The organism is Thalassospira sp. SN3W (genome assembly GCF_038070535.1).
Taxonomy (GTDB): domain Bacteria; phylum Pseudomonadota; class Alphaproteobacteria; order Rhodospirillales; family Thalassospiraceae; genus Thalassospira; species Thalassospira xiamenensis.
Genome location: NZ_CP121124.1, coordinates 372,503 through 393,628 on the forward strand (window position 1 = coordinate 372,503; position 21,126 = coordinate 393,628).

Below are 21,126 nucleotides of genomic sequence, written 5' to 3' on the forward strand. Positions count from 1 at the left end.
TTCTCAAACCGACTGCAACATTCTCTTTTCAAACCGTTCACGTCGGAACCGGCTGGGCGACATGCCGCGATGACGGTCAAATTGCCGATTGAAATGCGACAGGTTCTGAAACCCGGATTCCTCCGCCACCCGATAAATCGGCAATTCGGACGACAACAGCAAAGACACCGCCCGCCCCAACCGCAATCCCATTAGATAATCCTGAATGCTTGACCCTGTATGACGTTTGAAAAAACGGCGCAGGGTCCGCTCGCTCATGCCGGTCTGCTCGGCAATTTCAGCACTTCCGGTTTGTTCGACATAGTGCGAATGCAAAATATCCAGAACCCGACCAAGCCGGGTTGCCTCATGATAATCGGGCACCGTCGCGTCAAACCGTTCGGACGCAAGCGGTATCCGTTCCTGCGCATCCAGCAAAATCCGCAATACTTCTATCAGCAACAATAACCGGTCGGCCGGATCGCCTATATCAAACCGGTGTGTGAAGGCCGCAACCTTTCGTGCTGATAGGGTATCGAACTTCACACCCCGCCGTGCATCTGTCAGGACAGGTCGCAGCCGCGCAAATTCCGGCATGGTTTCACAAACATTATTGATCCAATCGGCCGTAAACCAGAACACAAAGGCCTGATGTGGCCGTTCGCCCGGCTTTGCCTGCAAATCAAGATCATAGGCTCCCATATCGATTTTCCCGGATGCGGGCGGGGCGGCATTGTGCGAATGCCATGTATGGGGCAGGTTCGGGCCCAGCAAGACCAGATCATCGTCACCGTAAGAACCGATATGATCCCCGACATAGCGTTGCCCCTCACTTCCGAGCGTCAGGGTGAGTTCGTATTCCGGATGAAAATGCCACTCGAACGGGATCGCACGCAGGTTCCGGTGCAGGCCGCGCCATGACCGATCCGGTGCAATTTTCACATGTTCGAACAGCAGTTTCATTCAAACACCCGCTTATACGGCTATCAAAATCGATTAATTTGGCCGAATAGTATCATATTATGTCCGCCCTGTCAGTGGGCGCGACCATTGCGGCCCTCTAGAATGGTTCCAACATCATGAACCATGCGGGAGGAAAAATCATGAGCATGCTGGCAAACACAACCATGGCAACAATGGCCCCGACCGGCCCGAATGCGAACCGGCCGGGCAATGCCTCGGTCAAGGAAGTCACCGGCACGCAATTGCGTGATCTTAAAAAATCGCTGCCGCTCCGCGTGCTATCGGATGCGGACTTCAAACACTGGCAAACCTATGGCTTTGTTGTCGTAAAAAATGCCGTCCCGCAGGAACAGGTCAAAGCCACCGTCGATTTCCTCTGGGAATTTCAGGAAATGGATCCGAATGATCCGGCAAGCTGGGCCCGGCCGCAAATGCGCGACCATGCCATGACCGAACTGAACAATTCCGGCATGGTCGAAGCCTATCATCATCAATCAATGTGGGATAACCGCCAGACGCCGCGGATTTATGACGCGTTTGTCGATATCTGGGATCGGACCGATCTTTGGGTATCGATTGATCGCGCCAACCTTAATACGCCCAATGTCGGCACGCGTGCCTTTGATGGATTCATCCACTGGGACGCCGATACCAGTCAGGACCCGTTGCCGATCAATGTGCAGGGCGTTTTATCGTTGGTCGACACCAATGATGATATGGGTGGGTTCCAGTGCGTACCGGACCTGTTTGCCAATTTCGCCGAATGGCTTGCCACCGCGCCAAAGGACCGAGACCCGTTCCGGCCGGACATCGCCAATATTCCTTATGAACCCAAGCGCATCCCGATGCAGGCGGGCGATCTTCTGATTTTCAATAGCCTGCTTGCACATGGCATTCGCGCCAACCGGTCCAACCAGAGCCGCGTTGCGCAATATATATCCATGGCCCCGGCAACGCCCGAGGAACAGGAACTTGTTGATTGGCGGACCAAAAGCTGGTCGGAACGCCTGCCGGCACGCGGTCACGCCTTCCCGGGTGACCCGCGCAATTGGGAACAGACGCGCTATGAACGCGCAAAGCTGACACCGCTTGGTGAAAAGCTTCTGGGTAAAGTTGCCTGGTAACAGAACAAAAAACGCCCCGGATTTCTGGGGCGTTTTGTATTAGTTCGCATCAAGCTTTGCGATCAGTATGGCTTTCGTGTCCGCATCCACAAAGGCCGCCTCAAGGGCGGTACGCGTTATACCGCGAAGCTCATTCTCGCTAAAACCAAACACATCTTTAGCGCGCTGATACTCCTCGGCCAATGTTGTGTGGAAGAACGGCGGATCATCTGATCCCAACGTCACCTTAACCCCGGAATCATAAAGCCTGCGCAGTGGGTGGGATGCGTAATCCGGATATACAGACAGGGCAATATTCGATCCGGGGCACACTTCCAGAACAATGCCGCGTTTCACCAGTTCTTCGACCAGTTTCGGGTCTTCGATGGATCGCACACCATGCCCTATTCGGGTCACCGGCAATTTGTTGATTGCATCCCAGACACTTTGCGGACCTTCAACTTCACCGGCATGCGTTGTACATCCAAGCCCGGCATCGGCGGCAATTTTATAGGCCGGGTAAAACGCTTCCTGCGAAAACATGCTTTCGTTCCCGCCCATGCCAAACCCGACAATATAGGGATGACCACACGCAACCGTATCAGTCGCCACACCAATCGCCTTTTCCGGGCCGATATGGCGAACGCAGGTCATGATGATCCGTCCGATAATTCCGGTTTCCTTCCCGGCACGGTCAATCCCCTCGGCAACACCATTCAAATGATCATCAAAGGAAATGCCACATTCCAGTGCATGTGACGGCGAACAGAAAATCTCGACATAAAGCGCCCCCGCTTTGGCCTGTTCGCAAAGATACCAATGCGTCAGATCGGCATAATCCTTACCGGTACGGATTGCCGCACTCGCCCTGTCAAAACTGCCCAGAAATTCGGGGAAGTTTGACCAGATATACCGATCCTGATCATCATAAATCCCGTCCGGAAGGCTAATACCGTTGCGGGCGGCGAATTTGCGCACCAATGCAGGGGTCAACGCACCTTCCATATGCAGATGCAATTCGGCCTTGGGAATATGCTGTGTCATTTCTGGCGCTCCGGATTTTCTTATTTTCTTTCCTGATCCAGTTCTAGCGCCAACAAGGCCCTAGGTCACGCAACAACCGTTTTCCGTCGCAGCATTTTTATCGAAGCCAAAAGCGCGCCACCAACAATCAAAAGGCACCCCGCGATCACGGTCGGGCTTGCTTCGGCTTTGCCAAAACCGATCAGCAGGATCGTGCTGAGTAACGGTGCACCATAAGACGCGACACCCAGAACCTGAATATCGCCATGCTTGGTGCCATAATCCCAGACAAAGAAAGCAACCCCGACCGGGCCAAGACCAAGCCCGATAATCGCAAGCCATTGCCCCGCATCCGGCATGACCCAGATTTCAGTCACGCCGTGTGTTATGAAACCCAATAACGCCGCACCGGCACAAAATCCGCAAACGGCTTCAACAGGAACATTGCGATAGCGCCGGTTCAAAACCGAATATCCCGACCACAGGATAGAGCAAACCATTGCCGCACCATAGCCAAGACCATAGGCCGGATCAAAATCAAACCCATGCCCTTTGGTCACCAGAACCGCAGCCCCGCAAAGTCCCAGAACCGCACCGGCAATGTGATACCAGCGCAATCGTTCGCCGGGCAGAAGTGCAGAAAACAGGACAATAAAAAGTGGCCACAGATAGGCAATCAGACTGGCATCAACCGCGGGCGCATTGGCCAAGGCTACGAAATAGAAAAAGTGATACCCAAACAACCCGCCAACCCCAAGCACCCAGGCACCAACCGGTTGCCTCAATGCCTGAAATGCCGCCAACCCGCCGCGCGCGATCCAGATAAAGCTGAAAATGGCCGCAACGGAGAAACAAAGACTGACCAGTTGAAAAGGCGGGATGGCACTGACTTCTGTCGTAAATAACGCCAGCAAGGCCCAAAGCACAATGGCAATACCACCAATCATGGTGGCCTTTGTACGGTGATCAAGCAAAGTCATGAAACCATCCCGAAGTTCAACTAATCGCAGCGGTGATCAAAGCAGGTCGGGATGAAGACGTCTTTGCCGAAACTCCGGATTTCATTCGAATGAGATAAACTCGGAGGCCTTTAAGTTCGGCGGCGAAGCGCAATCGGCGCATGTCCGAACCGCCGGGAAAAGGCACGGGAAAATGCACTTTGATCGGTAAAACCGACCTCGCGCGCAATATCGCCAAGCGGCATTTTATTTTGCGGATCATTCAGCATTGCATAGGCACGCTGTAATCGTTGTTCGCCCAGCCAGCGCATCGGCGTTGTACCCAGATGCTTTTGAAACGCCGCAAATAACGCGCTTTCCGATTGCGCGGTAATCTCCGCCATTTCAGTAACCCCGACCGGCTCAGAAAGGCGCAGCTCAATCCAGGCAAGCAGGCGCTGCAATCGCATCGGGATCATGCTGCCTGCGTCGGCTTTGTCAGTTTGCGTGGCTGCTGAATGGCACAGGACTTCGCCTAAAGTTTTGCAAACAAACGCGTCATCGGCAAAGGTGTTTTCACACACAGCAATTCCCGCCACATGACGCAATGACAGATTTTCAGATTGCAGGCTCCCCTGCCCATCCGGCGAAAATCGCCGTATGCGCGATATCACACGCTTTTGCTCAAGTCCTTGCAAAAGACCTGTCAAATGCCCGGCATAGCCAGCCCCGACTTCAAGATAGGGTGACGCGCCCGCCTGATACCAAAACCGTTCAAGCCCGGTTTGCGCCGCAAGATCGATATCGACATCAAGCACAAGAAAACGGTTCATCCCCAACGCCCGATAGGCATGGGTATCGCCCGCCGGAACAAACGCCAGCCTGCGGCCCGAAACACAGCCACCGCGCCCCTCGACCTCAAGCTCGAGCATGCCAAGATCAGCAATGATGATCTGGTGGAAATCGTCGTGACTGTGGCTGGCGGCTTCAGACCGATACTGGCGAAAACTTGTTTGCATTTCTGTTCCTGTTCAAGAGCCACAGGATATGCGATTGCCGCAGTTCCGCAAAGCCCCTCGACAGCCGATACCGGCACAAACAAAATCAGCAAGGCGTTTATTAAAAACGTCTTGCTGATTGGCCGCCCGGGAGGAAGGCTAAAACCTTATGAAAACAGTTCCCTGTTTTCTTCAACGATCTGTGGCAAACGTTCCATGGTTCCCGAAAGATGCTGCCGCATTTCCGAACTGGCCAAATTGCCATCACCGGACTGGATCGCAGCAATTACCGCCTTGTGACCTTCAAGCACCGAAAGCATTTTACCCGCACGCGGCAGATCAAGCATGCGAACACGTGCGAGATGGCCACTGCGCGCCGTCACCTGCACATGCAGGTTTGATTGATTGACCCCATTGAAAAGAGCCGCATGGAACGTCTCATCCAGCTGCTTGAACAGATCAATCTGTTCGATATCACCCGCAAGGGCTTCCTGCATTTTGATAATGCCCTTGGCTTTGACAACGGCGGCAGTTTCCCCCATTTCCGCCAATTGCCGCACCACTTCGCATTCCGCCGCAACACGCAGAAAATGCTCCTCGCGGATACGAGCAACATCAATCTTGGTCACCACGGTTCGCGACTGGGGATAGGATGCGACCAACCCATCCTGTTCCAGACGCATGATGGCTTCACGCACCGGTGACTGGCTGACTTTGAAACTGTCCGCCAGTTCTGCCCGAACCAGTGTTGTTTCAGGCGGAAGGACAAGCGAAATGATCCGGCTTCTCAGTTCCTCATAAACAAGTGCCGAAGCAGGAACATGCGCATTGGCTTTCATCGCGCTATCATAAACAGGCATGAGACCGCCCATGAATGTATTCATTTTCACTCAACTCCCGGCAATTGCGCATGTGCCTGCATCCCTTGGTCCCTTCATTACATCAATGCGTTGGGCAATAACAACGTCAAGCTTGGCACTGCCGCCATCAGAACGAAAAATACCACCATCGCAATGAAGAACGGGATCGATGCCCGGGTATAAGCCCCGGTTTTGACATCCAGAATGCCACAAACCGTAAACATGATGACCCCGACCGGTGGCGTTAAACCGCCAAAATTGATCAGGGTCACGATCAAAATCCCCATATGGACCGGGTCATATCCGGCATTGACCAGAACCGGCATGACAATCGGCGTGACCAGAAGGATGTTGGCCGCTCCTTCAAGGAACATGCCGCTGATCACAAGAACCGCGACAACAAGCGTCAGGATCAGAACTGGGTTTTCGGTAAGCGTTGTGACGAACTCGGTAATCTGCTGGGGTGCGCGTTCAATGGTCATGGCATAGCCCAGAACGGCGGCCATAATGATCAGCAACATCACCATTCCAAGGTCAGAAACAGAGCCGGTCACCGCTTCGTAAAGCTTTTTGCGGTCCAGTTCCCGATAAACAAAAAATCCGACACAAAGCGCATAGAAAACAAGGAACGCGCCCGCCTCGGTCGCGGTAAACAGACCAAAGCGGAATCCGACAATCAGAATGACCGGAAATGCCAGCGCCCAGATGCTTTCCGAAAAGCTCGACCAAAGCTCTTTTCCACTCGGCACCTTTGGCAGGTCGGGTTTATAGCCGTTCTTATGCGCGACAAACCAGGATGTGATCATCAGGACAATCGTCAGGAAAATACCGGGCAGAACGCCGGCCAAAAACAGGCGACCGATCGAAACTTCATTCACAAACCCGAACAGGATCAGTCCGATGCTTGGTGGAATGGTTGCGGTGATAACCGACCCGAAGGCCAGAACCGCAGCCGTTGATGCCTTGGAATAGCCCTGCTTGATCATGCTGGGCCCCAGAAGGCGCGCTTCCATCGAGGCATCAGCAACGGCCGACCCCGAAATCCCGCCCATCATGAAGCTTAGAACGATGGATACCTGTGCCAGCCCCCCGGCCATCCAGCCGGTTAGCAAACGGGCAAACTTGACCAGACGGAACGTAATCCCCGTCACATTCATCAGATTTCCGGCAAGGATGAAGAACGGCACAGCCAAAAGCGGAAAGCTTTGTGTTGCCGTTACCATTTTCTGGATCACCACGGTTGGCGGCATGGCCCCGGTCATAATGAAGACCGGCACCGAAGCAAGCGCTAGGGCAAAGGCGACAGGCATTCCGATGACCAGAAAAACTGTAAATAGTACCGCAATCAGTATGAGCATCAGAACTGCCCCCTGCTTCGAATTCGTTCGATAAGCTTAAACACCATGGTCCGCATCAAAAGGATCAGACCGACAACCATCGAAGCATGGATGTAAGAGGCATGGATTTGCGTTGCGCCAACAAGACGGGGATGCATCAAAATCATGTTGCCCCACGCGTAATACAGCAGAAACGCAAGGAACCCGATGATCACGACGATATTGAACAATTCGACGAGATCGCGTGCTTTGGGGGATATGTTGTCCTGCAGGATCTGAAGACCGAAATGCCGGTTTTCCTGCATGCCAATGTCAGCTGCCAGCATGCAAAGCCAGACGAAAGTAAGCTGGGCCATTTCAATTGACCAGATAATCGGGGATCCCACCGCCCTGGCAATTGACGCAACGCCCACCAGAACGACAATTGCAACAAGCAGAATCCCGGCACAGGCAAACTCAATTTGCTTGAGCATGTATTCCATTCCATCTTGAAGATTGATGTGCGTTGCCCCGCATGCGGAACAACGCACATTCGCAAGGCACGTTTACCGTTACCGGAAAATCAGCGACCGAGAACTTTATTGACGATGGCGGCCTCGGCTTCCAGATCAAGCTGCTTGTAAACCGGCCTTACAGCTTCCTTGAACGGTGCAAGGTCAACTTCGCTGACCTCAACCCCGCTTGCGGCAACATCTTCAAGGGCCTTTTCGCCAAGCTCGATGGTTAGCTGCGACGCATAACGACCGTCCTCGACCGCAAGATCACGTACAATCTTCTGATTTTCAGGAGAGATTTCATCCCATGCCTCGGCACCAACAACCAGCGCGGTCACGAGCTGGATATGGCTGGTTTTGGTCACATTCTTGATCACTTCGTAAAGTTTGGCATTCCAGATTGCGGTCGGCTGGGCTTCGGCACCGTCAATCGTGCCAAGCTGAAGGGCGGTGTATACTTCGCCCCATGCAATCGGGGTCGGTTCGGCTCCCATTGCGCGGATGGTTTCAATCCAGACAGGCGCACCGATTGTCCGCATGCGAACACCGGCAAGATCGGCCGGACTTTTCACCGGTTTCTGTGTCAGGGCGTGGCGCGCCCCCTGATACCAGTTCGATGCAATCATCACGAGGCCGGATTTCTCGCGAAGTTCATCACCCCAGGCGATATATTCATCCGAAAGGGCAAATTTGTCGGCCTGTTCATAGGTATCAAACAGGAACGGTGCCGACATGATCGCCAGCGACGGAACGAAACTTGACAGGCGGGCGACATCCGTGACCGTACCGATACCGGCACCCGCACGCGCCTGATCGATCATTTCGGTGGTGTCACCCAGCTGGGAATTGTGGAAAACCTCGATAATAACGTCGCCATTGGTGGCTTTTTCGACATCAAGCTTGAACTTCTCAAGCCCCTGCCCCATCGGATCATTTGGCGCCAGAACCGTTCCGATACGAAGCGTCGTTGCAGCCGTCGCAGGCATGCCCGCAGCAAGCGCCCCGGCAAGTACAGCACAGATTCCGAGTGTTTTCGCAGTAAATTTCATTATGGAAGTCCTCCCGTTGGATTGGCATTTTGCCATTAATTGATATTTTAGTTTGTTTGAAATTTTAGATATCTCCGGTCAATCTTGTCAATCGATTTTTCAACTTGTAAAAATTATTAAAAATCAAATACTTAATTGAAAATTTCAATTCCAGGCGCTGAAACTTGTAATCAACCGAGAAATGATCTTTGACCTATCTGGGACGCAAAATCAGAAATTGGCCGCCGTCGAATGTGCGTAAAATCCGATCATATTTGCCGATCACATTTGGCAGGCAGGTCCGATCTCGCCCGACGTTCAGGCTTTTTTTGCCACACCCAAATCCCATATGCTTTAATGAAGGAAGTCATTATCTTACAAGATGATGGACCTTCGGGTGATCTGGAAAACCAAAAAGCGGAGACGATTTTGACCTTCTGCGAGAAGTGCGACCAAATACCGGAAATGGCCCCAAGTGAAGGCCGCCTTTACCTTTGGCCTCCTGTTGCACATACAACGGGAAAAATTCTTGCCAATATCAAGAAGTCCGGGCACTCCGCAGAAAAAAGCACATCCGTTGCAACGCTTTATCTTGATTATGTCCGTCCGGGTCTGCGCCCGCTGATTGACGCGATTTCCGAAAATCTGCTGCCCGAAGAAATCACTGACACCAAGGCGCTGATCATACCTGGCAATAGGGAACCCCAACTTGACGACATTGCGCGCGTCACGTCGCTCGGCGCCATACGCGCACAGATCGGCGCGGAATGGCTTGGCGATATGCTGCGGGAAAATCGCCTGAATTCCGTGTTCCAACCGATTTTTGCCGTTGGAAACATCACAAAACCCTATGCCCATGAATGCCTGATCCGCGGGACCGATAAAACAGGCAATGTCATCACACCAGATAAACTATTCGGCGCGGCCCAATCAGCCGATCTGCTGTTCCAGCTTGACCGGGCAGCCCGGGCTGCAAATGTCCGTAACGCGCACAAAGCAGGGATTTCGGGAAATCTGTTTATCAACTTCACGCCAAGTTCGATCTACGATCCGGATTCCTGCCTGCGCACAACGATTGATGTGGTGTCGGAATGCGGGTTGGATCGCAACAATGTTGTCTTTGAAGTTATCGAAACTGAAAAAGTCCGCAGTATTGAACATCTTGGTGCGATCCTGAAATCCTATCGCGATTCTGGTTTTCGGGTTGCACTGGACGATGTCGGATCGGGCTATTCTACCCTGAACATGTTGCCGCAGCTGCAACCCGACATCATTAAAATCGACCGTGAACTGATCGACCATGTTGATCAGGATAAATACAAACAGGCCATCGTCAGCAAGCTGATCGATCTGGCCAAGCAACTCCAAATTGACGTCGTCGCAGAAGGGATCGAACGCCAGGGCGAACTTGATTTCCTGACCAATCACGGCGTGGATTATGTGCAAGGATATCTGCTTGGCAGACCAAACGCCTTGCCCTTTGCCGGCAACGCATAAAGCCCAATCCCATTATTCCGCAATCTCGCAACGCCATCGCTTGTCTGCGGGCACAAGCACATCGCCGCCCCCGCCGCTACCGGGCGACGCTTCGGAACTTTGCCGGGGTCAGGCCGGTAAAGCTGCTGAACCGCGTGGTCAGATGGGCCTGGCTTGAAAAACCGGTGGCGAGCGCGATATCGGCAACCGACAATGCCGGATCGCGCAGCATCCGTTTGGCGGCCTCAATCCGGCGGCGCAGAACAAATTTATGCGGTGCCTCGCCCACCGACTGGCGGAACATGCGCGCAAAGTGATAGGGCGAAAGCCCTGCCTCGGCTGAAATCTGTTCGAGTGACAGCGGCTGATCCAGATTGGCCTCGATAAAATCAAACACACGGCGTCTGATTTGCGGCGACAGGCCACCGCGCACCCGGAATTCCAGATCCCGTTTCGAGGAATAGCTACGCAGCATATGCCCCATCAGCATCTGCCCGGCGCTTGACATTGCCATGCGGTCCGCCGGGGCACTCCAGTCCAGCGGCAACATGGCATGGCGGATTGTCTGCTCGATCAGGGGATCAAGGAAGAATGTCTTTTCAGGGACCTCAACGGCGTTGGGTTCGATATCAAACGCCTCGACCACCGCGCGTTCCCACGCGGAATGCGGGATATAGAGGTGGAACAGCTCGACCTCGCCATTGACCACCCAGTCCGATGTCAGATGGGCCGGCATCAGGCAACAACGCCCCGGCCCGCCACCGGTTAGCGGATCGGGTCCGATCTGGCGTTTAATGCCTGTACCACCATTGACATACAGGCTGATGGTATGATGGTCGGGATCGGTATAGCGGGTCATGACATCGGCATTACGCCGCCAGTGTGCCGCCGAAATGCTGTCGCCAAAATCGCCCGCATTCAGCAGTTCGGCATCACCGATCAGCTGATTGTAGACTTCAAAATTCTGGTATCGGCCATTGGGCACAAACATCGGCACGTCCTGTTTCCAAGGCACAATCATCGCATTGCAGCACCATATTGCAAAGCCCGGCGTGCGAAGGACTGCATTGATTTGCGCAAGATTGTGAAAAACACCGCAAGTTCGTGAAAGCCCGTCCCCCTCAAAACGGTCTATAAACTGGCTTCGGATATGCCCCACATATCATTCTCTCCCTCTCGCCACCGGAGTTTCCACTTTATCATGACCGCATTGCTTTTTCTGATCGTCACGGCCTGCTGGGGATTTACCTGGTATGCGATCAAGCTTCAGATCGGGCCGATCCCGATTGAAATGTCGATCTTCTATCGCTTTTTGCTGGCCGCTGTCGTGCTGTGCGGGTTTCTGATCCTGTCGCGTAAATGGCGGCCGGTTCCGTGGCGCGCCCATCCGTGGATCGTGCTGCTGGGCTGCGGGTTGTTTGGCATCAACTTTATCCTGATGTATTCGGCGACCGGCTATATCGCATCGGGGATCGTTGCGGTGATCTTTACCACATCGACCATTTTCAATGCGCTTGGCAACTGGGCCTTTTATGGGCAGCGGCCGGGTCTGCGTTTTGTCCTGGGGGCGGCGTTTGGCCTTGGCGGCATTGCGTGCCTGTTTGCCAATCAGATTTATGCCCTGTCGCATAATCCGCATGCCATCACCGGCCTTTTGTTGGCCCTTGGCGGGACGGCGGTGTTTAGCATGGGCAACATGGTTTCGGTCAAACTGAACGCGATGGGTATTCCCAACCGCGATGCGGTCGCGCGTGGCATGGCTTATGGTGCGGTCATGCTTCTGATCTTTGCCCTGCTGCGCGGTCAGACGCCGGTCCTGCCGACCGATCCGGTCTATATTGGCGGGCTTCTGTATCTGGCCATTCCGGGGTCGGTCGTTGCCTTTATTGCCTATCTGGCACTGGTGCACCGGGTCGGTGCGGGGCGTGCGGCTTATGTCACCGTCCTGTTCCCGGTGGTGGCCCTTACGGTTTCGACCTTCCTTGAAGGCTATGTCTGGACGCCGATTGGGGCGACGGGGCTTGTGATGATCTTTCTTGGCAACATCACGATATTTGCCCGCCTGCCCGGAGCAAAAGCCAGAGCCGCCAAAGCCGCGGCCAAGGCATGAACAAAAAACGGTTGCCTGACGGTATCGCGGGCGACCGTTTGCCAATCTATGCCGGTTTGGCTTTGTTCCCGTGCCAGACTTCAGGGTTGATCATGTGGATCGGATCGCCATTGGCATAGGCCACAACCTGATCGAAAATATCGCCAAACTGCATGTCCAGCTCATCCTCGGTCACGAAGCCGACATGCGGGGTTGCCAGCACGTTGGGATGGTTGGCAAAACGGTCATCGGCGTCGATCAGGGGTTCGGTATCGAGCACATCGACCGCCGCCTTCCCCGGACATCCGGCATCAAGGGCCGCCAGAAGGGCACCCGGTGCCACCAGCCCGGCCCGCGATGTGTTGACAAACAGGCTGCCGGGCCGCATCCGGGCGAGATCATCGGCGGTAATCGTCCCGCGGGTTTCCGGCGTCAGGCGCATATGTACCGTGATGATATCGGGCGTGGCAAAGAATGCCTCGCGCGATGCGGCGACATCAAGGCCGTCATCAGTAGCCGCCTTGCGCGATGCCTCGGACGCCCAGACCAGCACATTCATCCCGAACGCCCTGGCATAGCCTGCCACCACGCGCGAAATCTTGCCATATCCCAGAATGCCGATGGTTCGCCCGCGCAATGTCTTGCCGATTCCCATCTGCCATTGGCCTGCTTTGAGCGACGCATTCTGTTCGACGATCTGGCGGGCGGATGCCATGATCAGCGCCCATGTCATTTCCGCCGCCGCATAGGATGGTGCCTTGCCCGCCCCCTGTTTCGAACACAGCAACACGCCGCGTTTCGTGCAGGCATCGACATCGATATGCGGATAGGCGCTGCGCTGACTGATCAGTTTTACGCCTGGCAAATGTGCCAGCAATTCATCGGTGATTTTGGTGCGTTCGCGAAACAGCACGACCGCCTCCGCATCACCAATTGCGCCCGCCAGATCGGCCGGATCATTATATTTCTGCCGAAGGATGGTCACGTCATGCCCGGCCAGCTTGCTATAGCACGGCAGATGAAAAATGCTGTCGAGATAGTCGTCAAGAATTGCGATCTTCATTCCAAATCCCGCGTCGTTTGCGAATGCGTCCGTGATACTCGCATCACAGGAATACCGGCACAAGCCAGATCGGCGCAAATATCGGAAAAAAGTTCTTGATTTGTTCTTTTAACTATGGCATAAAATAAAAGTCAACGGGAGAAATGCACCCGGACCGAAACCCGCAAGGCCTTGTGCCTTGCGGGTTTTTGCGTTTGGGGCTGGATGAAAGAGGTGATTGGGATGCAGGGACAAATACACAGAGCGGGCGGCGGGGCGACCCGCAGGATGTTGATCGGGGGATGGCGGAGCCATTACGGCGGCGTTCTGCCCGAGGATTAAGGGGGCTAACCCGGTCATTTGTCATGACGGGAGAAGTGCGTCTTTTTGGCAAGGGAGCGTTAAATTCGCCGGGAGCGGCGGCAATGGCAGCATGGGCAGCGGCGAGCAGCAGTGAGTTGCGGCCCGCCGACGATGGACAGGTGGGGGCCGTACGCCCGAAATCCGTCTGCGGGGCAAACTGGCGAAGGCCCAAGATGTGTCCGGGCTTCACCGGTTGGCGGAAATGTCGCCGGGGGCAGCAGCAGCAAGCCATGGCCCGTCGAAGATGGACGGGGCTGACAAGTGTGAGGACCGTGTGCCCGAAAACCGTTTGTGGGTGAGTTTGGCGCAAGCCCGAGGTTTGTCTGGAGGCCAGAGCGGCACGTTGTTGCCGGGACCGGAAAGTGATCGAGGTGGACGGAGAGCCCGATAGCCGTCCGTCGGCGAGGTTGGAAATGGCCCTTGGTCTGTTCGGGCGTCGGTGGTTGCAGCACGTCGGGTTGGGGGCCGGTTTTGGGTGGCGTGCGCAGCCCTTTCGGGGTCGTTTGCCGATCTGCGGATGGTGACCCTGCCGCCGAATGGGCGCATCGAAAATGATCAGCACGGAGCCAGCCTGTGCGGGCCGTCGAACCGATGATGCCGGAAGCAGGCAATCCCGGCCGGGCGGCTTTCTGGTGCTGTGCGGCAACCTCCTGCCCACGACCCTCATCACAAGCCAGTTTCAAAACCGTCTTTGCAGATCAGCATAAATACCATCGGCAAAGAGGTAACCAATGAAATTCAAAACAGATGACGATGCACATAGTTTTGACATCTCACCAGAAGGTGCAGGTCTGGAAGGAATATATGATGGCGACAGCACACAGAAATCATCGCTTGAATTCACCAATACCCTGCCAACAAGCGACGGTAAATTCAGCAAAGTTCCCAAAGGATGGATTGCACAGGACGGCTATATGACAACCAACCCCAAACAACAGGGACTTGGTTACATGATGTCATTTGCCGGTGCGACCATGGCCGCGCAAGGCGATATCGAACATGTGTTTGTGTCTTCTGGCAGTGTGGGGGGCGGCGGACAGGCCGTTATTGCCGCACTGGGTGGTGCAAAATACGACCTTTCTGTCACCATGCAGGACGGCAAGACTGAAATCTTTGGCGGTTATGCGATCCCGGTCGCCAGCATGCTGGAAAAATCCGCACAGGGATGGAAGGCAAAAGGCTGGGTGCTCACGGACGACACGCTTTAATCGACCGATCCCAGATATTTCAGCCCCGGGCAGTTCAAGCTGACCGGGGCGACAACATCCTTACTGGTCGAAATAGCAATCCTGATCGATATCGGCGAGCAATCCGGCCTCTGTCGGGGACCAGTCCAATTGCCGACGGGTGATGTCACTTGCCGCCGGGCAATCGAGTTTGGCGAAATGGGTGAACCAGCCGAAATGATCGGTGGCGGCGTCGGCGGTTTTGGATACGGTAGGAATACCCAGCCGTTTGCCAATCACCCCGGCGATCTCGCGAAAGGCGATGCCGGTTTCGGCAACGGCGTGATAGACGCTTCCCGGCATTGCGACCTCGACCGCGCGGACATAGGCACGCGCGGCGTCAAAGCGATGCACGGCGGGCCAGGCATTGTTGCCATCGCCGATATAGGCCGAAATGCCGGTCTGGCGGGCGATGCCAATCAGGATCGGCACAAAGCCATGATCGCCCTTTCCATGCACCGAGGGCGGCAGGCGCATGAGCGACACATTAAGCCCCTGCCCGACAAGCTCGGCCACGGCGCGTTCGGTCGCAACACGCGGCATGGCGTTTGGCCCGAAATCGGGCATGTCCTGCTCCGTCACCTGCATCCCACCGGCCAGAAGGCCGAGGCCAGAGGTCACGACAAGCGGCTTTTGCGTGCCCGCAATCGCATCGCCAAGGGCGGCGATGACCTCCGCATCCTCGGCACAGCTTTGGGCGTAGCGTGAAAAGTCGTGATTGAAAGCCGTGTGAATGATCCCGTCGGCCTCACGCGCCCCGGCGCGCAGGTTTTGACGATCATCAAGATCACCGCGATGCACCAAAGCCCCGGCCGCCAGAAGCGCAGCTGCCGACGCATCGGACCGTGCGAGCGCCAAAACCTCATGCCCGGCCGCGATCAGATTTTCCACCACCGCCGATCCGACAAAGCCACTCGCCCCGGTTACAAAAATACGCAATTCCGTTCTCCACTTCACATTGCACATGATCAATGAGCAAACGATAGGCGATGGCGATTGGACGATCCATGCGCTATGATCCATATTACTTTTGCAATCGTCCAAAAAGAGACTCCCCATCCCATGGATCCGCTTTCCGATATCCTGTCGCTGCTTAAGCCCCGCAATTACATGTCGGCCGGGTTTGATGCCGCCGGTCCCTGGGCGATCCGTTTTGCCGATCAGGCCAATTCCATCAAATGCGGCACCATCGTTTCCGGGCAATGTTATGTCAGCGTCGAAGACCTGGCGGGTCCGGTGCTGTTGACGTCGGGAAGTTCCTTTGTCCTGCCGCGCGGGCGGACCTTCTTTCTGGCAAGCGATCCCGATTGCCCGACCGTTGAAGCGCCGCACATCTTTGCCAAGGCCCAAAGCGGCGGGATCGTTAAGCATAATGGCGGCGGCGAATGCTTTATCGTCAGCAGCCGCTTTGTCCTTTCGGGGCCGCATGCCGACATGCTGATGGCGGCCCTGCCGCCGATTGTGCGGATTGAAAATGATCAGGATGAAGCCAGCCTGCGCTGGCTGGTCGAACGGATCATGCAGGAATTGCGCAACCCGCAGCCGGGCGGTTTTCTGGTGTTGCAACATCTGGCGCATACGGTGCTGGTGCAGGCGCTTCGGCTGCATCTGAGCAATGCGCGCACCAATGGTCAAAGTGATAGGACCGGGCAAACCACCCCAACCGCGCCCAACGGCCCTGACATTCCCGACTGGTTCGCAGCACTATCGGATAAACAGATCGCAACCGCGATTGCCTGCATCCATGCGGACCCCGCCCATCCCTGGACGCTTAAGGAACTGGCCCGCCATGCGGGCATGTCACGCTCGGCCTTTGCCGCCCGGTTCCGCGATGTCGTTACCGTCCCGCCGATGGCCTATCTGACCCGCTGGCGGATGCTGCTTGCGGGGGACCGCCTGATCCATTCGGGACTGCCGGTTTCGGAAATTGCCCTGTCGGTGGGGTATGAGTCTGAAAGTGCGTTCAGTACGGCGTTTAAACGGGTGATGGGGTGTGCGCCGAGGCGATATTCGAACATATCAGCCACTCTTGAGGATCAATCTTTATAGACTTCCCTATAGTCAATAAAGGTATTTTGTCTAGCTTGTTCATCGACTTTGTCAGAGTATTTATCCCATAAGTCATTCAGCTCTTTAATGCCACTTTTGTCAGCCCACGGCGTATTAAAAAATTCAAAAATATCAAATTGGGGAGTCGGGAACGTTCCAAAATGTGCAATTTGCAGAATTTCGTTTCCGAGAGCATTTGCTACTCGGATAAGGATTTCGTGACAGTCTTCAATCTCATTGATTGCGAAATATTGAGGCTCTTCATCAGAAGATGACCTTGAAAATTCATCGGCAGCATGAGCAATGAGTTTATTTGTACTTTCCCTTAATTTTACAAGAACGTCAGAACTCATCAGGTTCTTCAGCTCGCTGAAAACATCAGCACTTATCAAATCTGTGCGACAACGGTTTGCTGCCTCTACGCCAGACATTTGATCAAATAAAATATGTTCAGCACGGGCAGTTTCCCATGCATCTGGCCCAGTTGTGCTAACCCAAGTCGCCATTCCGTCTGAATGCCGTAACTGCTCATAATGTTTATCACGCACAGGCTCCCAGTCGTAAGGGAGACCTTCAAATGCGAGATAATTTTCACGTGTGATCAGTACTCGATTTTTTTCGACATCTTCCAGAAGACGTTGAAGACTAATCACTTGATGCTTTGGAGTGCGAGCGCCTCTTTCTATCTGGCGACGAACAGCAGTTGCCTGAAAGGAGACATAAGACTGATCAATAAATTCAGCCAAAAATCGATTTTGAGACAAGAAATCTTTTTGAAAATTTACTCGCCTAGATTCATTTACAATCCGAAACACAGCATAATTCCAGATCATTGAATGTAGATGAGGAATAATAGCGTGCGTATCATCGCCCGAAAGCCATTCGGACCATTCATCAACTTTAGAACGGAATTTTATGTGTGTTTCCGTATCTGAAACATCGGTTTCTTCAATTGGAAACATAAATTTCGATGACGACATAACCACCCCGAAGAAACTCTCAACAAATAACATCTATTCGTACTTTTAGATGGCTGGAAGATGCGTTGGCTTTGTTGGGGCGGAGGATTTCGGTGGTGGTGAAGGCGGCTTAGTGGTGGGTGATGTTTAGAGAAATAAATCAGTCCCCTTTTTTACAAAATTTTGGATAGGATCAATCAGCACAACCAATAATAGCAAATAAATTCTCGACACCCATCTCAATAAGCAGCAAATTATATAAGATAGCGGTTTGATTCGGAAGTTACTTCGAATGGTAAAATCTAGCACATCAACAGCAAGCTTGCACGAACTGGTAAGAGGCCAACTTCCTGATGGTTCAGTTATTGTCAGAGAAGTCGACCATCCTTACCTGATTCTAACTCCCGACATGTTAGTTGGGAATTCAGGCGATTTGGTTGCAATATTTTTCATCAGAGCAAGCGAAGCTAGAGATAAGTCCAATCTACTGGCCCGACTGTCAGCCTGCCGCCTTGGTTTACCCAATCATACTAGGTGCTTACTTCTCGTAGAGGATTCACTCGAGAATAGTTTACATGGCTCTGAACACCACTTCCATGAAGTACTAAGTGAAAAAGATCACAAATCGATTATTCATTTCCTAAAAGATAAAAATGCGCGCGGAATAATAAAAGAAATCCCAACAGGTATTCGACGCCAAACCCACAACGCATACGGAGTATCTCTCTCCTACTTTAAAATACAAGAAAAAGAGTCAAAAATAATAAATGAAGAAAAAACAAATAAACAAGATTATCTGGAAACAATAGAAAAAATAAAAACAAAAATAGAAACAAAAAATATTTATAAAAAAACAAAAAAAATACGACAAGAAAATTATAGAGGATTTCCAATACACCTCATAAGCCCCAACATAACCAGCAATGCTATGTTAACCATATACAATTTATGCAATAAATATTTCAAACATCACTTCACCCTTGATACAGGGATCCCGTACCCAAGTGAACGGATGCAACCACAATTTTTCGTTGTTGATCAATTTCCGCTAACAGTCACCGACCCATTTAAACCTATTCGATGCGCTGCATTCTCTAACTGGTGCACAGTTGACGCTAATAACTTAGCCCAACTTGACCAGTTCGTGGAGCGTTTCTCAACAGCATTTTTCAAGAGGGTAAAATGAGTTTTGGTGTCAATCGTGTCGACACAATACGAGCCCTTATAGAGGGGTCTGTTATATCCAATTCGCAAACATATCAGAAAATCGCAAGCGAGTGGGATGAGGTAAAGACCGCATCATCAACCAAACCAAAACCGCGGGCCCGCCTACTCTGTGTTATTCACGCAACACGTGCTTTAGACGGAACCCTAAAGAACTTCGTTAAAGAGTCAGGCATTCAATGCTCAGGACATTCTATGGGCGCCTACCTTCATGCCCTTATGAATCATAACGTGCAAAACTTGAACCAACTTACAACAAGTCAAAGAACTTCATTCCAGAACAATATAGTATCACACCGCAATCGCTATATGCATGAACCCGGTGAATTTCCCGCCAGTGATCATGAAGTACGGACAATCATCTCAAACATCCATACATGCGTTACTGTCGTATTAGCCCTAAGATAAACAATTTGTGCAATACACTTACTCCCCCCATGTATTTCACACGCTGGAGCAGCAGGAAATAGATGCGGGGGCGGGGCAAGCCCTCTCCGAGGGTGCCAATTAAAAACCCCCTCAGGCGGAGCCATGAGGGGGTTTTTAATTGGTAGCCGAGGAGGGACTTGAACCCCCGACACGCGGATTATGATTCCGCTGCTCTAACCAGCTGAGCTACTCGGCCACAGCGTATATATAGCGTATGTATTCTGCGGGTTCCGTAAGCGCCGGAACGGGGCGGTTTTTACGTCAGGGAACCGCCCCCGTCAAGCGCCTTTTTGGTGTTTTGCGGAAAAAAGATATCCGCAAAACCGGCAGGTGAGCAAATGCCCCGCCTGCCCGCTTTATGGATGATCACGCCGCCGTCGGGGCATGAGCGGCCAGAAGTTCCTGACGGGTGATCCAGCCGCCGCCCATTACCCGGTCGCCAGAATAGAAAACGCCTGCCTGCCCCGGTGCGATGCCAAACTGCGGGTCGTGCAGTTCGATGCGGGCAGCACCCGCGCCTTCGGGGTAGATGGTGGCCGGAGCCGGTGCCATGGCGGAGCGCAGTTTGACTTCGACCTCGACCCCGTTCGGGTCAATCGCGTCACCATCAAGCCAGTTCAGTTCCTTGACATAGACCATCTGGATCGCAAGCGCCGATTTCGGGCCGACCACCACCTGCCGGGTTTCGGGCAGGAGTTTGACGACATAAAGCGGTTCTGCGGTGCCACCGATGTTCAGACCGCGCCGCTGCCCGATGGTGTAATGGATCAGGCCGCGATGATCGCCCAGCACATTGCCATCAAGATCAACGATCTGACCCGGTTCACCGGCTTCGGGGCGGAGCTTTTCGACCAGACGGGCATATTTGCCATCCGGGACAAAGCAGATGTCCTGACTGTCGGGCTTGTCGGCCACTTCAAGGCCGAATTTGGCGGCAAGCGCACGGGTTTCGGCCTTGCTCATCAAATGACCAAGCGGGAAGCGCAGGAAATCGAGCTGTTCCTGTGTCGTGGTGAACAGGAAATAGCTTTGATCGCGATTGGGATCGGCCGCGCGGTGCAGTTCGGCATGGCCGTTGGCACCCAGTTTGCGCTGCACGTAATGGCCGGTCGCCATGCAATCCGCGCCAAGGTCATGCGCGGTTTCCAGCAGATCGCGGAATTTGACCGTCTGATTGCATTTCACGCACGGGATCGGGGTTTCGCCGCGCATATAGCTGTCGGCAAAATCGTCGATCACTTCTTCGCGGAAGCGTGATTCGTAATCGAGCACGTAATAGGGAATGTCGATATCCTCGGCCACCTTGCGCGCATCATAGATATCGCGCCCGGCACAGCAGGATTTGGCCCGTGACGGCGCATTCGCCCCCATATCGTAAAGCTGAAGGGTAATGCCGACCACGTCATAGCCTTCGGACTTCAGAAGGGCCGCAACGGCGGAGCTATCGACCCCGCCCGACATGGCAACAACCACGCGGGTATCTTCGGGGGCTTTGTCAAAGCCAAGAGAGTTCATTTTTCCCACCCATCCGCGGGTCAAGGCCGCG

General features: G+C 53.6%; 19 protein-coding genes and 1 tRNA gene. 6 read left to right on the plus strand and 14 right to left on the minus strand.

Annotation, left to right across the window (positions count from 1 at the left end; all coding sequences use genetic code 11):
- Positions 1 to 3: 3 nt before the first annotated feature.
- Complete coding sequence (locus P8T57_RS01530; RefSeq protein WP_341364387.1) at positions 4 to 942, minus strand: AraC family transcriptional regulator; 939 nt, start codon at positions 940 to 942, stop codon at positions 4 to 6.
- Positions 943 to 1,082: 140 nt separating this feature from the next.
- On the opposite strand from P8T57_RS01530, the gene P8T57_RS01535 reads away from it, so the two are divergent.
- Positions 1,083 to 2,066 carry a phytanoyl-CoA dioxygenase family protein gene (locus P8T57_RS01535; RefSeq protein ID WP_341364388.1) on the plus strand — a complete coding sequence of 328 codons (984 nt, stop codon included), beginning with the start codon at positions 1,083 to 1,085 and terminating at the stop codon, positions 2,064 to 2,066.
- A 39-nt stretch (positions 2,067 to 2,105) separates the two neighbouring features.
- Here P8T57_RS01535 and P8T57_RS01540 read toward each other — a convergent pair whose 3' ends face one another.
- The 7 genes from P8T57_RS01540 to P8T57_RS01570 all read right to left on the minus strand — a co-directional run bounded on the left by P8T57_RS01540 (position 2,106) and on the right by P8T57_RS01570 (position 8,744).
- The gene (locus P8T57_RS01540; RefSeq protein ID WP_341364389.1) at positions 2,106 to 3,089 is read right to left on the minus strand and encodes an adenosine deaminase; all 984 of its coding nucleotides are present in this window, start codon (positions 3,087 to 3,089) and stop codon (positions 2,106 to 2,108) included.
- 65 nt (positions 3,090 to 3,154) lie between these two features.
- Positions 3,155 to 4,048 carry an EamA family transporter gene (locus P8T57_RS01545; protein WP_007091898.1) on the minus strand — a complete coding sequence of 298 codons (894 nt, stop codon included), beginning with the start codon at positions 4,046 to 4,048 and terminating at the stop codon, positions 3,155 to 3,157.
- Positions 4,049 to 4,158: 110 nt separating this feature from the next.
- Positions 4,159 to 5,025 (minus strand): AraC family transcriptional regulator, encoded by an 867-nt coding sequence (locus P8T57_RS01550; protein WP_341364390.1) that lies wholly within the window; start codon positions 5,023 to 5,025, stop codon positions 4,159 to 4,161.
- Between the two features lie 146 nt (positions 5,026 to 5,171).
- On the minus strand, positions 5,172 to 5,888 hold the full coding sequence (locus P8T57_RS01555; protein ID WP_007091900.1) for a GntR family transcriptional regulator: 717 nt from the start codon (positions 5,886 to 5,888) through the stop codon (positions 5,172 to 5,174).
- Positions 5,889 to 5,941: 53 nt separating this feature from the next.
- A complete protein-coding gene (locus P8T57_RS01560; protein WP_007091901.1) occupies positions 5,942 to 7,222 on the minus strand; it encodes a TRAP transporter large permease in 1,281 nt (426 codons plus the stop codon).
- Positions 7,222 to 7,674 carry a TRAP transporter small permease subunit gene (locus tag P8T57_RS01565; protein ID WP_341364391.1) on the minus strand — a complete coding sequence of 151 codons (453 nt, stop codon included), beginning with the start codon at positions 7,672 to 7,674 and terminating at the stop codon, positions 7,222 to 7,224. Before P8T57_RS01565 ends, P8T57_RS01560 begins: the two co-directional genes overlap by 1 nt.
- Before the next feature lie 89 nt (positions 7,675 to 7,763).
- A complete protein-coding gene (locus P8T57_RS01570) occupies positions 7,764 to 8,744 on the minus strand; it encodes a C4-dicarboxylate TRAP transporter substrate-binding protein (RefSeq protein ID WP_341364392.1) in 981 nt (326 codons plus the stop codon).
- A 444-nt stretch (positions 8,745 to 9,188) separates the two neighbouring features.
- Between P8T57_RS01570 and P8T57_RS01575 the strand changes: the two genes are divergently transcribed.
- Positions 9,189 to 10,220, plus strand: coding sequence for an EAL domain-containing protein (locus P8T57_RS01575; RefSeq protein ID WP_341364393.1), 1,032 nt, complete (start codon positions 9,189 to 9,191; stop codon positions 10,218 to 10,220).
- Between the two features lie 76 nt (positions 10,221 to 10,296).
- Here P8T57_RS01575 and P8T57_RS01580 read toward each other — a convergent pair whose 3' ends face one another.
- The gene (locus tag P8T57_RS01580; RefSeq protein WP_341364394.1) at positions 10,297 to 11,190 is read right to left on the minus strand and encodes an AraC family transcriptional regulator; all 894 of its coding nucleotides are present in this window, start codon (positions 11,188 to 11,190) and stop codon (positions 10,297 to 10,299) included.
- Positions 11,191 to 11,400: 210 nt separating this feature from the next.
- Between P8T57_RS01580 and P8T57_RS01585 the strand changes: the two genes are divergently transcribed.
- A complete protein-coding gene (locus tag P8T57_RS01585) occupies positions 11,401 to 12,309 on the plus strand; it encodes an EamA family transporter (protein ID WP_341364395.1) in 909 nt (302 codons plus the stop codon).
- Between the two features lie 46 nt (positions 12,310 to 12,355).
- On the opposite strand, the gene P8T57_RS01590 is transcribed toward P8T57_RS01585, so the two are convergent.
- Complete coding sequence (locus P8T57_RS01590; RefSeq protein ID WP_341364396.1) at positions 12,356 to 13,351, minus strand: D-2-hydroxyacid dehydrogenase family protein; 996 nt, start codon at positions 13,349 to 13,351, stop codon at positions 12,356 to 12,358.
- Positions 13,352 to 14,424: 1,073 nt separating this feature from the next.
- On the opposite strand from P8T57_RS01590, the gene P8T57_RS01595 reads away from it, so the two are divergent.
- The gene (locus P8T57_RS01595) at positions 14,425 to 14,901 is read left to right on the plus strand and encodes a hypothetical protein (RefSeq protein WP_007091911.1); all 477 of its coding nucleotides are present in this window, start codon (positions 14,425 to 14,427) and stop codon (positions 14,899 to 14,901) included.
- 60 nt (positions 14,902 to 14,961) lie between these two features.
- Here the strand turns inward: P8T57_RS01595 and P8T57_RS01600 are convergent, their stop codons facing one another.
- Positions 14,962 to 15,858: an SDR family oxidoreductase gene (locus P8T57_RS01600; protein WP_341364397.1), complete on the minus strand. Its 897-nt coding sequence runs from the start codon at positions 15,856 to 15,858 to the stop codon at positions 14,962 to 14,964.
- A gap of 123 nt (positions 15,859 to 15,981) precedes the next feature.
- Between P8T57_RS01600 and P8T57_RS01605 the strand changes: the two genes are divergently transcribed.
- Complete coding sequence (locus P8T57_RS01605) at positions 15,982 to 16,968, plus strand: AraC family transcriptional regulator (RefSeq protein ID WP_341364398.1); 987 nt, start codon at positions 15,982 to 15,984, stop codon at positions 16,966 to 16,968.
- Here P8T57_RS01605 and P8T57_RS01610 read toward each other — a convergent pair.
- Positions 16,956 to 17,948 (minus strand): hypothetical protein, encoded by a 993-nt coding sequence (locus P8T57_RS01610; RefSeq protein ID WP_341364399.1) that lies wholly within the window; start codon positions 17,946 to 17,948, stop codon positions 16,956 to 16,958. The two genes, P8T57_RS01605 and P8T57_RS01610, sit on opposite strands and share 13 nt — an antisense overlap.
- A 271-nt stretch (positions 17,949 to 18,219) precedes the next feature.
- Here P8T57_RS01610 and P8T57_RS01615 point away from each other — a divergent pair, with 271 nt between their 5' ends.
- On the plus strand, positions 18,220 to 19,113 hold the full coding sequence (locus P8T57_RS01615; protein ID WP_341364400.1) for a hypothetical protein: 894 nt from the start codon (positions 18,220 to 18,222) through the stop codon (positions 19,111 to 19,113).
- Positions 19,114 to 19,699: 586 nt separating this feature from the next.
- On the opposite strand, the gene P8T57_RS01620 is transcribed toward P8T57_RS01615, so the two are convergent.
- Both P8T57_RS01620 and mnmA read right to left on the minus strand, forming a co-directional pair.
- Positions 19,700 to 19,776 (minus strand) — tRNA-Met (locus P8T57_RS01620).
- A gap of 170 nt (positions 19,777 to 19,946) precedes the next feature.
- Positions 19,947 to 21,095 (minus strand): tRNA 2-thiouridine(34) synthase MnmA, encoded by a 1,149-nt coding sequence (gene mnmA / locus P8T57_RS01625; protein WP_341364401.1) that lies wholly within the window; start codon positions 21,093 to 21,095, stop codon positions 19,947 to 19,949.
- Positions 21,096 to 21,126 lie beyond the last annotated feature (31 nt).

Coding starts and splice junctions, on each gene's coding strand:
- P8T57_RS01530 (WP_341364387.1), bottom strand. CDS start 942: ATGAAACTGCTGTTCGAACATGTGAAAATTGCACCGGATCGGTCATGG.
- P8T57_RS01535 (WP_341364388.1), top strand. CDS start 1,083: ATGAGCATGCTGGCAAACACAACCATGGCAACAATGGCCCCGACCGGC.
- P8T57_RS01540 (WP_341364389.1), bottom strand. CDS start 3,089: ATGACACAGCATATTCCCAAGGCCGAATTGCATCTGCATATGGAAGGT.
- P8T57_RS01545 (WP_007091898.1), bottom strand. CDS start 4,048: ATGACTTTGCTTGATCACCGTACAAAGGCCACCATGATTGGTGGTATT.
- P8T57_RS01550 (WP_341364390.1), bottom strand. CDS start 5,025: ATGCAAACAAGTTTTCGCCAGTATCGGTCTGAAGCCGCCAGCCACAGT.
- P8T57_RS01555 (WP_007091900.1), bottom strand. CDS start 5,888: ATGAATACATTCATGGGCGGTCTCATGCCTGTTTATGATAGCGCGATG.
- P8T57_RS01560 (WP_007091901.1), bottom strand. CDS start 7,222: ATGCTCATACTGATTGCGGTACTATTTACAGTTTTTCTGGTCATCGGA.
- P8T57_RS01565 (WP_341364391.1), bottom strand. CDS start 7,674: ATGCTCAAGCAAATTGAGTTTGCCTGTGCCGGGATTCTGCTTGTTGCA.
- P8T57_RS01570 (WP_341364392.1), bottom strand. CDS start 8,744: ATGAAATTTACTGCGAAAACACTCGGAATCTGTGCTGTACTTGCCGGG.
- P8T57_RS01575 (WP_341364393.1), top strand. CDS start 9,189: ATGGCCCCAAGTGAAGGCCGCCTTTACCTTTGGCCTCCTGTTGCACAT.
- P8T57_RS01580 (WP_341364394.1), bottom strand. CDS start 11,190: ATGTTTGTGCCCAATGGCCGATACCAGAATTTTGAAGTCTACAATCAG.
- P8T57_RS01585 (WP_341364395.1), top strand. CDS start 11,401: ATGACCGCATTGCTTTTTCTGATCGTCACGGCCTGCTGGGGATTTACC.
- P8T57_RS01590 (WP_341364396.1), bottom strand. CDS start 13,351: ATGAAGATCGCAATTCTTGACGACTATCTCGACAGCATTTTTCATCTG.
- P8T57_RS01595 (WP_007091911.1), top strand. CDS start 14,425: ATGAAATTCAAAACAGATGACGATGCACATAGTTTTGACATCTCACCA.
- P8T57_RS01605 (WP_341364398.1), top strand. CDS start 15,982: ATGGATCCGCTTTCCGATATCCTGTCGCTGCTTAAGCCCCGCAATTAC.
- P8T57_RS01610 (WP_341364399.1), bottom strand. CDS start 17,948: ATGTCGTCATCGAAATTTATGTTTCCAATTGAAGAAACCGATGTTTCA.
- P8T57_RS01615 (WP_341364400.1), top strand. CDS start 18,220: ATGGTAAAATCTAGCACATCAACAGCAAGCTTGCACGAACTGGTAAGA.
- mnmA (WP_341364401.1), bottom strand. CDS start 21,095: ATGAACTCTCTTGGCTTTGACAAAGCCCCCGAAGATACCCGCGTGGTT.